Here is a 15,396-nt window from a genome sequence, read left to right on the forward strand (position 1 = left end):
TTCTGTCCTATTTAACAGTTGTTTTAACTGCTATATCCGCCCCATAATCATTGATATTGTTCAAAACAATGTTTTCGCCTACTTTAATTGCTTTTTTCAATACCACTGAACTTTGGCTTTTGGGTGCCAGCATAATCGCTTTATCAGTTAACCCATTTTTTCCATCTGTAGAAATTTTTGTAATAGTAATAAAAAATGGTGTTGGGTTATTTATGGTCAAATTGTTTCCATTAGCACTGACAATTAATTTTTCAGGTGCTAACTCACGACTACCTAAACCTACAGGACGATAAATAAATTTAAAACGTGAACGAATTGCCAGTTGTAAAAAGTTTTGATCTTCTTTTCCAGCCGTTCTAACGGTGGGGGGGATATCTAAAATATTCAGCCACCATAAACTTTCCTGATCTTGTGCTAATTGGTTTTTATCCATTAATTTTATACGGAGAGTTTGTCCCCCTTTCGCATCAATTCGAGATATTGGAGGCGTAATTTGAAATGGTGTTTTTATTGTATCTGGTGTTTCAGATGCATCACCGGTATCTAACCACGCTTGTGCGACGGCTGGTCTATCCGCGGTATTATTTAACTGCACTGTAATTTCTTTTTCATTTCCAGGATAAATAAATCGAGTGCCGTTAACAATAATATTATTCGCTAATGAAGATGCACTGAAAACGAAGCAGAAGAATAAAACAATTGCTTTCATTTGAACCTCTAAATAAAAGCGGCAGTGAGCCTACCGCTTAGATAAATATTACTTTTAAATTAATTTAATCTTATTCGTAAGTAATTTCGTAAGTTGCGTAGCTTTCTACAATACCGCTGCTAACAGTATCTGGTGTAGAAGTTGCGTAACCTACGTAATAAGTGAAGCGTGAACCATCAGCAATATCGATTGTTTTTGGCTTAGGCTGAGTAGCGCTGGTTGGGTTGATTTTGGTTTTTAAATCAGAATCAGCGTTAGTTGCTAAAACTAATTGAATATTTTTAGCACCCGTTGAATCTGTGTTAGCTAAATAACCTTCGTTAGCACCAGAAGCACCCGCCAATACGTTACCACCAGTCCAGTTAACGTTTAATACTGTGTCATCATTTGTGCCTTGGCAATTAGTTACATCAATCACAAATGATTTTGGTTTCAGATAAATGTTTGCACCTGCATCTTTAACTTCTTTAACAGAAATAGGAGACAAATAAACTTTAGCATCGCTACCTTGGCCATCAACAGAAATGGTACAAGAAACATCTGTCACTTTACCGTAAAAATTAACTTGGCCACCGCCAGCATTTTCAGTTCCAGCATAAGCAGAAGATGCGCCAATAATTGCAGTTGCAACTGCTGTCAGTAATACTTTTTTCATTATCATTTCCTAATATGAGGGGTTTTATTATTACACTAAACAGGACTTATTAAGTGCCTAGTTTTTTAATAAATAATTAACATAGTGTACTCACCATATATTTAATACGGACACATATTTATTTCTGTGTATTTAAGCTACTACTAATAATTAAATTAAAAATATAGTTTTATCTCAATTAGTCCATCTTAGAATTAATAATCATAACGTGGTCTATATGATTTCGAAGAGAGGATACATAAAAACTTAAATTACATTAAATCGTTTTTATTATTACATAGTGTAATTTTTAATAGATGGCACCTATCAAATGAGTGCTATTGATCGAAAAATTTTATTAAGCCAATTCTCTGAATTACTCGTATTATGCAAGTTTATTACACTTGATAATTTATTTTTCAATTTTATATTACAAATAAATTCTAAAAAATGATCTTATGATAGTTTTTTGTAAAAAATGAAAACAGCAAAATACATCTAAATATGACCATCATTATCGTAATAACTTATTCCAAATTAAAATCCACTAAAGAATGAGTCATCTAAATTTGATAGCTAACCTCTGCATAATATAAATTAATTTTATGTTATGTAGAGGTTGATATTCATTCTTATTTGAGCATATATTTATGAAATAATGATGACACATCATAATTGGACTATTTACTCACTATTGGAGTAATTCTGAGAAATTAAGCTAACAAAGAGATATTGTGGTGATAAAATACTGGGTATAACCAATATCGTTAGTGTTGATATTGATAATATTAGTCTAGCAAGTGAAATATCTAAGCTAAATTTACTTGGATTTTGATAATTTTTATTAATTTAATATTTTATTTCTTGCCAATAACTAAAAATGTTTTAATGAATAATGGAGCATCAACGTCTTCTGTTAGTAAATGTTATCAATTAATTTGATATATAGCCGGTTTTTCTACATAAAATTTTATCTATTCAAATTATTTTAAAATTGTAACCAATTGATAATTAATATTAAAAAATAATTTGTTTTCTGGGTAACATAGGTCTATAAATCGGCATTCAGAAAACTCTTAAAACTCATCTACAGAGTAAAAATAGCTCATATTTCAACCAAACCTAACTAAAATCGATATTCGATTAAAGCCCCGATCTATTAGGAATCCTATAATCTAACTAAAAATGTAGATGCTAATTGCTAAAATAGCCACATTTTATACAACTTATTCGGGCCATAACATAAAACACACATCATATATTGAATATCTATTGTCGTTAAAAGTGAGAGTTAGATCTCTTTCAATCTATGAGCTGTACATTAATTAATCTTATTTGTTAATCTATCACTCTATCCCTTTCCGCCATTGGCAAAGTCATATGATGTCCATTGGTACGAACAGCAAAGCACCCCATCCGCAAGAGAAAAGCGCCATAGAGTACAGGTAGCAGTTAACCTTTATGCGCTATTAAGCGAATACAATTCACGCTATAGCTATAGCGCAGTAAAGATGCGTTAATTGCCTTCAAATTGGTGAGTGGCGTATCCCGATGTTATGACCAAGTGCGCTCAATAACCGCGCTGTAATGGCACTATGAAGACTTGTGGTCAATATCATTATTCTCGGGATGATCTGGTGCGGCAAAGGCAAGTTCTTTCATCCATTCAGAAAGGATGGGCTTCGTTTTTTTTGCGTCAAGCTCCGCTCTCTCTTTTTTAGTTAACCTAATGACGACAACCTCTGTTTTCATTTGATGCATTTTAATTTCCCCCTTTAGAGGGTTAACCATGCCATAGTCAAGCCAAAGACAGGTCTTAATTACTTAATTTTACAAAAACAGAAGACAACGATACAAACAACTGAAATTAATCAATATATGTATTGATAAAAAGAGACTTGAGACTAGTTGCATGTCGAATTAATTGAAAACAACGCCATTTACCCTTTTGATAATCTAATAATGAATATAAAAATTATAATATTGTCAGTAAGTTACTCATTGATTACAGTATTCATACTAAACAAATTTGGCCTATATCATAAAATGAGAAGCGAGAACTTCTGATGTCAATTTCTTTGCACCAAATCCGTAGTGCACTTTTACTCTCTCTATGGGTTATTGCTCCTTGGATTTTCGGTATATTCTATGGACAAGCCATGTTTGGCACTCTTATGTCCTTTGGTGCTTATTTATTAGTGGTTTCATACCCTAAATTACCCAAAAAAAATCCAATTCCCGTATTACTACAAGGGGCTGGGATTTTATCTGTCTTTGCAATCATCGGGATTAATGTCACTTTAGGTAGCCTTTTGTTTTTTATTTATGCTGCTCTTGGTGCCCTTATTCAAGGCTATGCTGAATTACGAGCCACGTATTTGCGTTTACCTATCGCATTAGGCGTATTGGCTTATTTTCTTTCAATAGGACAAATACCTTCCCAAGGGAGTTTATTTTATAGTTGTGCATTTACACTCGGTACCTGTTGGGGCGTTATCATTTCTTATCTTCAGCTCCCTCGAAATGAAGCCCCCGCTTCTGCCACTCATATTGACTTACGTTCTCCAGCGGTACAACGCTTCTCCATTGCAATGGTCTTAGTCGCACTAATAGGCAGTGTGCTCGCGACGCTATTGCCTAGCTCACATCCTTGTTGGTTACCGGCTGCGGGTTTAAGGGTGATGAAATCTGAGCGTATGGCGACGTGGGCGCGATTAAAACAACGGGGGATAGGCACCTTACTGGGCGCTGCTGTTGGCGGATTGTTACTTGGTTTTTATGAAAATCAACTATTACACGTCTCACTGGTGGGATTATTATTATTTGCCATGTTAATAATTGGGGCTAAACGCTACGGTTATTGGACATTCTGTTTAACTGCCATTGCATTGACTTTTAATATTACCGCTACCGCTGGACCTATAATCCTCGCGCTCGACCGAGTATTGCTCACAATTTGCGCACTCATTATTGCAATAACCATGCTGTTAGTACTACCCAAATCGACAAAATAAGTTTCGACAAGGTTGATATATTGAATGTAATGCTAATATCAACAGGAGGCACTATGACCCCGACATATGAATTACTCGATGGATTCCAAATTCCTCAAATTGGCTTTGGAACATATGCTTTAAAAGGCTTACAGGGCACGCGGATCATTGAAAGCGCTTTAAACAATGGCTACCGTTTACTCGATACCGCATTTAATTATGAAAATGAAGGCATCGTCGGTAGAGCAATAAAAAATAGTTCTATTCCAAGAGATCAAATCAGTGTGACTTCAAAGTTACCTGGGCGCCACCAGCAATATAATAACGCAATACAGACGATTCAAGAATCTATCACACGTCTAGGATTAGACTATATTGACCTGTATTTGATCCACTGGCCAAACCCGAAAAGAGGAACATTCGTTGAAGCTTGGCAAGCTTTAATCGACTCACAACGTTCTGGCTTAATAAGAAGCATTGGTGTCTGTAATTTTCTTCCTGAGCACATCGAGATTTTAGAAAAAGAAACAGGCGTGCTCCCTGTCATTAACCAGATAGAATTACACCCTAACTTTAACCAAGCAACACAGCGTCAATATCATGCATCAAAAGGCATTATTACGCAGTCATGGAGTCCATTAGGACGAGCTGGAAATTTATTCTCTCACCCAACGCTGGTCAATTTGTCTAAAAAATATAATCAGACTGTGTCACAGATTATCATGCGCTGGCATTTACAATTAGGTGCATTGCCGATACCGAAATCCGCGCACTCAACTCGTCAGATTGAAAATATTGATGTTTATGGTTTTATCCTGTCGTCAGAAGATATGCAGGCAATAAATGCATTATCTTCAGTAGAGGGAAGACTAAGAAACCAAGACCCAGCAGTGTATGAAGAGTTTTAAATACGGTTTAGGAAGTGATACAAGCGGTTGCAGTAATAGCCCTATCGAATAGGGCTATTATATGATCCCGTGTCAATGAACACGTGATTATGTTCTGTCTACGGGACGGTTCATTATATGGTCTTCCCACTCAACCACATCTTTTTCCCTAACGGCTATGTGCCGCACAGAAATCCTTTCCGCATGCATTGCCGCTTTTGACCCCGTCTTTAACGGATGCCATGCAGGCAATGTTTTCCCTTCAAGCAACAGACGATAAGCACAAGTATGTGGTAGCCATTCAAACGTCTCTAAATTGTATCGATTAAGTTTGATACAATCTGCCTCATAGCTGAAACGGTCTTCATAATGTTTACACTGGCACGTTTTGATATTTAATTGATTACAAGCCACATTAGTAAAATAAATTTCATCTGTGTCTTCATCCATCAGTTTATGCAAGCAGCACTGCCCACAACCGTCACACAGTGATTCCCATTCATCGTCAGTCATTTCATCTAACGTTTTTACCTGCCAGAAAGGCTGAGACATAATACTTAATAATCCTATACTTATATCACTCTGGTCGTTAACGAGTGATCATTAATTGAGAGCTTTAACATATCACCCGATGTCAATGGTCCCACACCTTCTGGGGTTCCTGTCAAAATGATATCCCCCGCACGTAAGGTAAAAAAGCGAGACATATAACTAATCAATGGCAATATGGGCGTGATCATATCACGAGTCGAGCCTGACTGGCGAATTTCGCCATTAATCTCTAAGGACAGTTGGGCACTTTGTGGGTCACCAAAGCTATTGACAGGAATAAAACCCGAAATTGGGCAAGACCCATCGAATGCTTTACTTTTTTCCCATGGTTGTCCCGCTTTCTTAAATTTTGCTTGTAAATCTCGTAGCGTTAAATCTAACGCCACCGCAAAACCCGCAATTGAACGAGAAACCCGATCTTCATCGGCATTCTTTAATGGCATACCAATCAAGACAGCTAATTCAATCTCATGATGCACTGCTCCCAGATCTTTTGGGATCACTATCGGTTGGTTTGCATCACATAATGCAGTTTCAGGTTTAATAAAAATAACAGGTTCTTCTGGGTGTGCGGAGCCCATCTCTTTAATGTGTTTTGCGTAATTACTGCCAACACAAACGACTTTATTTGCAGGAAAATCCAATAAGGCACCTTGCCAGTCACGATGTTGGTACATAGTTGTAACTCCTATTATCGTTATTGTATTTTTTGAGCAACGCCGTCAGCCATCAAGCATACACTCAAAGCAAAGTAATATGAGCGATTCCAATGCATAATAGTGCGGAAATTTTCTGTCACTAAGTATGCGCGCCCCTGCGGATCATCAGGGATAACAACCCATGTTTTTACACTGGACGGTAATTGTGCGAATGCTGGTAATTTGACGCCAAGTTGTTGCCACTGAGCAACGGTTTTACCCTGCTCTGCTTTAACCCCTTCGAGCTGTTTATCAAAATCAGCAGGTAATGTAATTTGGTAACCCCACGGTAAAGCGGCTTGCCAGCCTTCTGTCGAAAGATAATTCGCGATGGAGGCAAAAACATCTGCCGTGTTATTCCAAATATCCATTTTTCCATCACCATCACCGTCCGCCGCATAAGACAAATACGATGTTGGCATAAATTGGCTTTGCCCCATGGCTCCAGCCCAAGATCCTTTTAATTGCTGATCTTCTGGGATATAGCCTTTGTCCATAATTTCCAATGCAGCTAGCAATTGTTTGCTAAATAAAGCTTCACGACGCCCTTCAAATGAAAGTGTTGCTAATGCTGAAATAACATCTTCTTTACCTTGGGAACGACCGAATCCACTCTCTAGTCCCCACAAAGAAACAATATATTGAGGCGGAACCCCATAACGTTTGCTAACCGCATTTAAGATTGCTTCGTTTTCCCAATATTTTTGAGCACCTGCGTTAATGCGCGAGGCGGGTAACACATTCTTTAAATAGCTTTCTAAAGTCACGGTGGCTCTTTTTTCAGGTTGCCCTTTATCGGCCTTAACCACACGCTCAATAAAATGGATATTAGCGAATCCCCGTTCAACCGTGCTCGGTTTAATTCCTTGCGCTATCGCGTGCTGTTTTAATAACTCAACATAAGCCGGAAATTGTGATGGCTCACGATTTTCAATTGGAAATGCTTTATCTAGCGCTTCAACTTCTTGCGCAATTGCGACATTTTGTTGAGTAGTCAATTGTTTCGGTGCAGCTGAAACCGGTGGCTTCGCTGAACAACTCACTAAAAATAAGCCGCTAATTAAAGTAAATAGTAAAGTTGGTTTCATTTCATCACTCCCACCGGTCAATTATCATTTCAGGATTATCCTAATTTTATTCGCTACAAGACTCACGATATTCAGCGAGTAAATTTTCAACTGGTGGTGGAAATTGAAGATAATATCCGACTTCAATTAAATCTGCTTTGACCTTTTCAATATCAGCATTTGCCAATTTATCGCGGTTTGTAAGGGATAATGTCATCGCAAACTGTGGAACGCCGAATTGTTTCATCAGTTCTTCGGGGACTCGAGAAAAATCATCTTTCTTCTCAATATAAAGATATGTTTGATCACGGTTAGGACTACGATATATTGCACAAATCATTATATTTAACTCTTTTTCTTGGTTCATTGGCTTGCTTGAGGAATGCAGTAACTATAACATGCTATTGTTTTACAGAATATCGTCTCCCGAAGTTTGTTTCGGATATTTTAATTTGCTGAGCCCGGATAGATGTCACAGTCGCCAATAGAACTCAAAGGCAGTAGCTTTACTCTTTCAGTGCTTCACTTACGTAGTGAAGAAACTAAACTCATCAAAAAAGCGCTTCAAGATAAGGTAAGCCAAGCACCTGACTTCCTTAAAAATGCGCCTGTGGTTATTAATATTGCCGATTTAACAGCGAATGCGGATTTATACAGTATCCATAAGGCTGTTATATCAGTTGGTTTAAGGGTTGTCGGAATAAGTGGATGCACCGACCCTTTATTACGGAAGAAAGTCAGTGATGCAGGTTTAGCGGTACTGAGTGAAGGCAAAAGCCAAAAAGCCGTTGACATTCAGCCTGAACCAACGCCGTCTAACGTTGAAATTGCTTCGCCAGCGGACCCTGAGTTTAGTTATCGAAAAACTCGAATTATTAATAGCCCAGTTCGTTCAGGTCAACGAATTTATGCCCCAAATAGTGATCTTATTGTCACAAGTAATATCAGCGCAGGTGCAGAATTACTTGCAGATGGTAATATTCATATATATGGCATAATGAGAGGTCGAGCTCTTGCGGGCGCCTCTGGTGATACTGAAAGCCAAATTTTTTGTACACACCTGCAAGCCGAATTGGTGTCTATTGCGGGTGAATATTGGCTGAGTGATCAGATCCCTTCTGAATTTCTCGGCAAAGCAGCGAAACTTTGTCTCGTTGATAACAGATTAAATATTGAAAACTTAATTTAGACCTTATTTACAAGGAATTATTCATGGCACGCATAATTGTTGTTACATCTGGTAAAGGTGGCGTAGGTAAAACCACTTCAAGCGCGGCCATAGCTACAGGCCTAGCACAAAGAGGGAAAAAAACAGTTGTGATCGATTTTGATATCGGTCTGCGTAACCTCGACCTTATCATGGGATGTGAACGCCGAGTAGTGTATGACTTCGTTAACGTCATTCAAGGTGATGCCACGTTAAATCAGGCACTCATTAAAGATAAGCGTACAGAGAATCTCTATATTCTACCTGCATCACAAACTCGTGATAAAGATGCCCTTACTCGAGAAGGCGTTGAAAAGATACTCGACGAATTAGGTAATGAATTAGCATTCGACTTTATTGTCTGTGATTCACCAGCAGGTATCGAAAGTGGTGCATTGATGGCACTTTACTTTGCAGATGAAGCGATTATCACTACCAACCCAGAAGTCTCTTCAGTACGCGATTCTGACCGCATCCTAGGTATTCTTGCCTCTAAATCACGCCGCGCCGAAAAAGGTTTAGACCCTATCAAAGAGCACTTATTATTAACCCGTTATAATCCAGGAAGAGTGACTCGTGGCGATATGTTGAGTATGGAAGATGTCTTAGAAATACTCTGCATTCCATTAATTGGTGTGATCCCTGAAGATCAATCCGTATTACGTTCATCAAACCAAGGTGAACCTGTGATTTTAGACACAGAATCTGATGCTGGTCAGGCATACAGCGACTGTGTTGATCGTATTTTAGGTGAAGAACGCCCTATCCGATTCATTGAAGAAGAGAAAAAAGGTTTCTTGAAACGCCTATTTGGGGGGTAAATAATGGCTTTATTGGATTTCTTTCTGTCGCGGAAAAAACCGACAGCAAATATCGCAAAAGAGCGATTGCAAATCATCGTAGCAGAACGTCGCCGCGGTGATAGTGAACCTCCTTATCTTGCTGATATGAAAAGAGATATTTTACAGGTTATTTGTAAGTATGTTCAAGTTGACCCTGAGATGCTTTCTGTACAATTCGAACAAAAAGACGACGATATCTCAGTACTTGAATTGAACGTGACATTACCTGAAGGTGATGAGCTAAAAACAACTGAGAAATAATCATAGCAAATAGCCGTTGTTTTTAAGTGATAAATAGCGGCTCGCTTTATCAGTTTTTCAGTCAATTGAATTGGCTTAATCATTAGTAAGCTAAATAGCCATAATATTTTTTATGGCTTGGGTTTTCTATCGCTAAAATAATGTTTGCGATTCTTTTAGATAAGCTCTCTGCTTGCAATATAACCAAATGTTAAACACCGCATCTTGTAGATTACCTTATTAGCATAACGCACTATCTATTCACGCTAATTTAATCCTCTTCACCAAAATAAAGACTCATCGGCAATAAAACTTATATACAAGATCGACAAAATAACGGGTCAGTTATCTTTTAAGGAATAGAGGCGATTAACAATAACTTTAAAATGATAAACTTCATTCCACATCTTGCCTGCTATTTTGGCTAAATATTGTTCTTTGATTATTTTTGAAAATACAGAAACAACCTTTCACAAAGAGTGAATAAAATGCTTTTAATATGCCTAAGGATTATATGGGCAGTTTTACCCAAGGTCTCATTAACGCTATGTTGTTCTTTGTTGAGAGAGCCTTAAATCCAGCGAGCTCGATTTAAGGCTACAATTTGGTCGAATAACGCGGGGATACAAACTAGTGTGTTTGATTAAGCAGTTTTGTAATGGGTTCCGCTAGCAAGCGACCTCGCCAGCCATCTAATAATTCAGGCTGCTTAGACAAGGATTTAATCCCCCAATGTACCGATAACAACTGATTAATTTGTCGACGAGATGCCAGTAATTCAGCATTAAATTTTTCATGTTCAGCGATTTCTTTTACTACCGCCTTAATTTCTTTAAATAAACTTTTATACTGGGATTGTTCATTCAAGTTTGCAACCATTGGCGGATAGTCGCTTTCATTCATTTGTTTGGCTTTTTCCACAATACTGAGCAATCGTCTTCCGTGGCATCGGATTTCTTGCCCCGTGAGTCCCAAAGCATCAAGTTCACCTAACGAACTAGGCAAGTAACGAGCCACCTTCCATAAATGCTCTTCTTTAACAACAAAATTAATGGCCATATCACGTGCTTTGGCCTGATTTAAACGCCATTCAGCCAGCATTTGCAAACAAGCAAGCTGTTCATCTTTAAGCTGACACACATTCGTGATGTTTCGATAGGCTAGCGCCGGATCCGTGATTTTCTGTCTCCGCTCAACGGTTCTTTGACACTCTTCTAAGGCATCAGCAAGATAGCCCGCTTCTTCCACTTTTTGCATGAGAATTTTCGCTAATGGCAACAGATATAAAACATCTGCTGTCGCATATAGGCATTGTTTTTCACTGAGTGGACGCGCTAACCAATCGGTTCGAGATTCACTTTTATCCAGCGTTACCCCTAGATATTCTGCAACTAAAGAGGCAAAGCCACACGAAATTGGGTAACCTAAAAATGCGGCGATCACTTGGGTATCAACCATCGGCTCAGGGACACATTGAAAGTCATGCAAGAATACTTCAAGGTCTTCACTACCTGCATGCAAAAATTTAGTGACAGTCTGATTAGTCAGCAACGCTTTAAACGGTGAAAAGTCGCTGATTGATAAAGGGTCGATCAATGAAACTTGTTTTCCATCATAAAGCTGTAGCAAACCTAATTGTGGATAATAAGTTCGAGTACGGACAAATTCGGTATCCAATGCAAGCCAATCAGCTTCACTTGCCTGCTGACATACTTGTGCAAGCTCACTGTCCGTTGTTACTAAACGATAATTCAAAACAAATTTCTCTTTTTATATACTCATCACAGTAACGCCGGTAAAAACCGGCGTTACTCATAGGGATGCAAACCGATAAGCTAACATTATGCTGTTGAGCTTTCTTTTTGCTGTTTTTCTTCATCACGTAATTCTCTACGCAATATTTTTCCAACATTTGACTTTGGCAACTCTGTTCTAAATTCAAACAGCTTGGGGACTTTATACGCGGTGAGTGAACGGCGACAAAATGTTTTTAAGTCATCAGATGTTAATTTCGGATTACTGCTCACCACAAATACTTTAACAGCTTCCCCTGTGCTGGTACTTGGTACACCAATTGCCGCACATTCAACCACATCAGGGTGAGATGAAATCACATCTTCAACTTCATTTGGATAAACATTAAAGCCAGAGACAATAATCATGTCTTTTTTACGATCAACGATACGTATATAGCCTTCACTATCAATTTCAGCGATATCGCCCGTCGCTAACCAGCCATCACGCAAAATTTCAGCGGTTGAGTCAGGTCGGTTCCAATAGCCCTTCATGACCTGAGGGCCTTTGACCCACATTTCACCCGGCTCTCCCGCAGCAACCTCATTGCCGTCGTCATCAACCAGTTTAATTTCTGTTGATGGAACAGGTAACCCGATACTACCACTATAAGCGGTCAGATTATACGGATTTCCGGTCACAAGTGGTGAACATTCTGTTAAGCCATAACCTTCTAATAAGTGCTTACCGGTGAGCTTTTGCCATTTCTCGGCAACGGCTTTCTGGACAGGCATTCCGCCACCGACCGACAACCTTAACTTGGAAAAATCAAGTTTCTGGAATTCGGCATTATGCAACCACGCATTAAATAAGGTATTGACTCCGGTAATTGAAGTGATGGGATAACGAGCTAACTCTTTGACGGTACCAGGTACATCGCGAGGGTTGGTTATTAATAGGTTTACCCCACCAACATTGATAAAAAGGAGGCAGTTCACCATAAGAGCAAAAACATGATAAAGCGGCAGTGCTGTCACCACAAACTCTGAGCCAATTTTTAAGACTGGGCCATAAGCGGCTCTCGCTTGCTCAATATTCGCTAACATGTTGCGGTGTGTCAACATTGCACCTTTCGCAACCCCTGTTGTGCCTCCTGTGTATTGCAAAAATGCTAGGTCATCGCCCGTAATATTCGGTTTAATGTACTGCATACGATAGCCATAATGCATCGCACGCCTAAACGAAATGGCATCCGGTAGATGATATTTCGGAACGAGCTTTTTGACATACTTCACCACAAAATCAACTAACGTCGCTTTAGGGCGAGAGAGTTGATCCCCCATGCGGGTCAAAATCACATGCTTAACTTTGGTATTAAAAACAATTTTCTCAAGGGTATGCGCAAAGTTTGACACAATCACAATAGCGCTTGCACCACTGTCGTTTAACTGATGCTCTAACTCTCTTGGTGTATAAAGTGGGTTAACATTAATAACAACCATGCCCGCACGTAAGATACCAAATAGCGCTATTGGGTATTGCAATAGATTGGGCATCATTAATGCCACACGGTCGCCTTTTTTAAGCCCTAAGCCATTCTGTAGGTATGCCGCAAAAGCACGGCTTCTCTCTTCCAACTTGCGGTAAGTCATCACTGCGCCCATATTAATAAACGCAGGTTGATCCGCATATTGCGAAACCGAATTTTCAAGTAACTCCGCTAAAGAAGCAAAGCGATCAGGATCGATCTCTTCCGGAACATCGCTTGGGTAATTTTTCAGCCAGATTTTTTCCAAAGTATGACTCCTGAATTTTAGTATAGTAATATGACTCAACACCCTTTTAACAAATTATTAACTCAGCGTACCAGTTTGAAAAATACCCTGTGCCAAGGTTGAGAGCTCTATCACTAAATAAATTTCATTCCTTCGAAACAAAAATAGGCGGGACAGTCCGCCTATTTCATTTTAGTGTGTTTTACCAGAACGATATCCGGTATAGATATCGTAATAATACACTCTTCTGAACAATTTTTGGAGAAATTAACACATTACCCGTGCATACGCCTAAAAATAAGTCAGTCGAACTCACAAATCAAATAAAGAGGAGGCCAAATTGCCTCCTCTTGCAAATTGTCCAATTTAATCTTATTCCGTTAAATACGTTTGTACTGGCGCGACCCCGCCAGGGTAGCCGTAACCATATCCATAACCCCAAGGGTGATTATAGTAATAAGGATTACCATAATAGCCATAACCCCATGGGCCAGCCGGAGGTAAAATAACACTTTGTGTTAAATTCCAACGTTGATATCCCGTTGCATCTAAAGTGACATATTTATACGGTATATCACCTATCTTGCCTGGCTGTTCTCCTGTAATTTTACCGACAACCGTTATATAACGACCATTGTAGTCAGCTGGATCAAGGAAGCCATTCACGAAAGCATAAATACGACCTACAGAAGGAACACCTAATTCAGGAGCTGCATCATATTTATTTAACGGAATAACAGCGATTTCTAAACGTGTTTTATTAGGTTGATTAAATACAGAGATGACTTTTCCGCCAAAACGGCCTTCTTGCCCAATATACATTTCAGGCGCATTTTGTACTGATGATAAGTTAACCGTTGGATTTGGTGACGAACCTTGAATTGAGGAAGGAATCGACACACAACCTGTTAGCGCTAATACGCCGACAAATAAGACAACGTTAAGTGTAGTGCGACAGTTAATTTTTATTCCCATATACCACCTCCATTTAAGTGAATTATAAATTCAGACGGCAAGGATTAATATGAATATCATCGTATATCACACGATATGTTCAATGGGCTGAGTGAGAAATGTACTATCCAGTCAATTATAGACGTATTGCAGAACCTTTAGTCAATTTCTATTTGTTTATTTTAATCATTTAATTAAAAAATCATTCCAATTTAGATTATTTAAATTGAAATGATTCATAATTTTAATACGCTAAATAACCCTAAAATAAATACAACAACTGAAAATTAACGCATTAACGACCAGGCAGTTTTTTCCACGTCACTTCATTACGTAAGTAAGTGGGTTCCACGTTTTCCACTGACTCCACCTTACCTGCTCGCCATAAACGCTCAGCGATAGGCAACATATCTTGTGCTGTTGGCAATTCAACAGTGCTATCATTCAAGACAATATCGTTATCTTGTAATTGTGGATAGGCTTGCCAACCTGTCCCTGCGTGGCTCCATTCCCCAGTAAGTTGGCTAATTTTATCACGGAAAAGATCTGGGCTCATGACCGCTTCACTGTCCTCGCCAAGCCATATTCCCTCTGCATTACGTTGATATTGAGCACAATACACTTCTGTCATTCGAGCATCGATTGCGACCAATACCCGAGCATGACCTCCAACGCGATATGCTCCTTCAGCCAATGTCATTAGCGATGAAATGCCGATCATTGGCAAATTAGCGCCTAACGCCAGCCCCTGAGCTATCCCCACACCAATTCGAACGCCCGTAAAACTGCCCGGTCCCCGCCCGAATGCTAATGCATCCAATTGACTTAACGAAAGCCCCGCTTGTGATAAAACGTCTTCCACCATGGGCAACACTTTCTGAGTGTGCTCTCGTGGTGAAACTGCAAAGCGAGAAATAATTTCTCCATCGCATAATAATGCGACTGAACATGCTTCTGTTGCTGTATCAACAGCAAGAATACGGCTCGACATGCCACAACTCCGGCAAATGATTAGGTTTGATGCCACTGCCTGTCAACAGTGACCTGAAAATGCGATTTATAGTAGCATAAACTCAAGAGGAAAGAGTACAAAAAAGCCCTTAT

General features: G+C 39.1%; 16 protein-coding genes. 5 read left to right on the forward strand and 11 right to left on the reverse strand.

The features are described 5' to 3' along the window. Window positions 1-7: 7 nt before the first annotated feature. The 3 genes from M1F03_RS10245 to M1F03_RS10255 all read right to left on the reverse strand — a co-directional run bounded on the left by M1F03_RS10245 (window position 8) and on the right by M1F03_RS10255 (window position 3,104). On the reverse strand, window positions 8-709 hold the full coding sequence (locus M1F03_RS10245) for a molecular chaperone (RefSeq protein ID WP_154623210.1): 702 nt from the start codon (window positions 707-709) through the stop codon (window positions 8-10). Between the two features lie 70 nt (window positions 710-779). Beyond that, window positions 780-1,364 carry a fimbrial protein gene (locus M1F03_RS10250; RefSeq protein WP_318839919.1) on the reverse strand — a complete coding sequence of 195 codons (585 nt, stop codon included), beginning with the start codon at window positions 1,362-1,364 and terminating at the stop codon, window positions 780-782. Window positions 1,365-2,936: 1,572 nt separating this feature from the next. Further along, a complete protein-coding gene (locus tag M1F03_RS10255; protein ID WP_251464228.1) occupies window positions 2,937-3,104 on the reverse strand; it encodes an MbeCy in 168 nt (55 codons plus the stop codon). Window positions 3,105-3,409: 305 nt separating this feature from the next. Between M1F03_RS10255 and M1F03_RS10260 the strand changes: the two genes are divergently transcribed. Both M1F03_RS10260 and M1F03_RS10265 read left to right on the forward strand, forming a co-directional pair. Further along, window positions 3,410-4,357 (forward strand): FUSC family protein, encoded by a 948-nt coding sequence (locus M1F03_RS10260; protein WP_251464230.1) that lies wholly within the window; start codon window positions 3,410-3,412, stop codon window positions 4,355-4,357. 53 nt (window positions 4,358-4,410) lie between these two features. After that, a complete protein-coding gene (locus tag M1F03_RS10265; RefSeq protein ID WP_251464232.1) occupies window positions 4,411-5,244 on the forward strand; it encodes an aldo/keto reductase in 834 nt (277 codons plus the stop codon). A gap of 87 nt (window positions 5,245-5,331) precedes the next feature. On the opposite strand, the gene M1F03_RS10270 is transcribed toward M1F03_RS10265, so the two are convergent. The 4 genes from M1F03_RS10270 to M1F03_RS10285 are packed head-to-tail and all read right to left on the reverse strand — an operon-like array spanning window position 5,332 to window position 7,880. Next, window positions 5,332-5,778, reverse strand: a complete 447-nt coding sequence (locus tag M1F03_RS10270; RefSeq protein WP_208852771.1) for a YcgN family cysteine cluster protein — start codon at window positions 5,776-5,778, stop codon at window positions 5,332-5,334. 17 nt (window positions 5,779-5,795) lie between these two features. Then, on the reverse strand, window positions 5,796-6,452 hold the full coding sequence (locus tag M1F03_RS10275) for a fumarylacetoacetate hydrolase family protein (protein WP_154623123.1): 657 nt from the start codon (window positions 6,450-6,452) through the stop codon (window positions 5,796-5,798). A gap of 20 nt (window positions 6,453-6,472) precedes the next feature. Continuing rightward, window positions 6,473-7,561, reverse strand: a complete 1,089-nt coding sequence (locus tag M1F03_RS10280) for a lytic transglycosylase domain-containing protein (RefSeq protein ID WP_154623124.1) — start codon at window positions 7,559-7,561, stop codon at window positions 6,473-6,475. A gap of 46 nt (window positions 7,562-7,607) precedes the next feature. After that, complete coding sequence (locus M1F03_RS10285) at window positions 7,608-7,880, reverse strand: YcgL domain-containing protein (protein WP_154623156.1); 273 nt, start codon at window positions 7,878-7,880, stop codon at window positions 7,608-7,610. 129 nt (window positions 7,881-8,009) lie between these two features. Here M1F03_RS10285 and minC point away from each other — a divergent pair, with 129 nt between their 5' ends. Genes minC through minE form a run of 3 tightly spaced genes read left to right on the forward strand, consistent with a single transcriptional unit; the run spans window position 8,010 to window position 9,850 of the window. Then, a complete protein-coding gene (gene minC / locus M1F03_RS10290) occupies window positions 8,010-8,729 on the forward strand; it encodes a septum site-determining protein MinC (protein ID WP_154623126.1) in 720 nt (239 codons plus the stop codon). Between the two features lie 23 nt (window positions 8,730-8,752). Continuing rightward, the gene (gene minD, locus M1F03_RS10295) at window positions 8,753-9,568 is read left to right on the forward strand and encodes a septum site-determining protein MinD (RefSeq protein WP_154623128.1); all 816 of its coding nucleotides are present in this window, start codon (window positions 8,753-8,755) and stop codon (window positions 9,566-9,568) included. 3 nt (window positions 9,569-9,571) lie between these two features. Further along, entirely contained in the window at window positions 9,572-9,850 is a 279-nt protein-coding gene (gene minE, locus M1F03_RS10300; RefSeq protein ID WP_154623129.1) for a cell division topological specificity factor MinE, read from the forward strand. A 609-nt stretch (window positions 9,851-10,459) separates the two neighbouring features. Here the strand turns inward: minE and rnd are convergent. The 4 genes from rnd to tsaB all read right to left on the reverse strand — a co-directional run bounded on the left by rnd (window position 10,460) and on the right by tsaB (window position 15,283). Then, complete coding sequence (gene rnd / locus M1F03_RS10305) at window positions 10,460-11,584, reverse strand: ribonuclease D (protein ID WP_154623131.1); 1,125 nt, start codon at window positions 11,582-11,584, stop codon at window positions 10,460-10,462. An 86-nt stretch (window positions 11,585-11,670) separates the two neighbouring features. Beyond that, entirely contained in the window at window positions 11,671-13,359 is a 1,689-nt protein-coding gene (gene fadD, locus M1F03_RS10310) for a long-chain-fatty-acid--CoA ligase FadD (RefSeq protein WP_154623133.1), read from the reverse strand. 351 nt (window positions 13,360-13,710) lie between these two features. Beyond that, entirely contained in the window at window positions 13,711-14,313 is a 603-nt protein-coding gene (locus tag M1F03_RS10315; protein WP_251464234.1) for a Slp family lipoprotein, read from the reverse strand. Between the two features lie 274 nt (window positions 14,314-14,587). Next, the gene (gene tsaB / locus M1F03_RS10320) at window positions 14,588-15,283 is read right to left on the reverse strand and encodes a tRNA (adenosine(37)-N6)-threonylcarbamoyltransferase complex dimerization subunit type 1 TsaB (protein WP_251464236.1); all 696 of its coding nucleotides are present in this window, start codon (window positions 15,281-15,283) and stop codon (window positions 14,588-14,590) included. Window positions 15,284-15,396: the final 113 nt, after the last annotated feature.

Source organism: Providencia sp. PROV080 (assembly GCF_033688105.1).
GTDB lineage: Bacteria > Pseudomonadota > Gammaproteobacteria > Enterobacterales > Enterobacteriaceae > Providencia > Providencia zhejiangensis.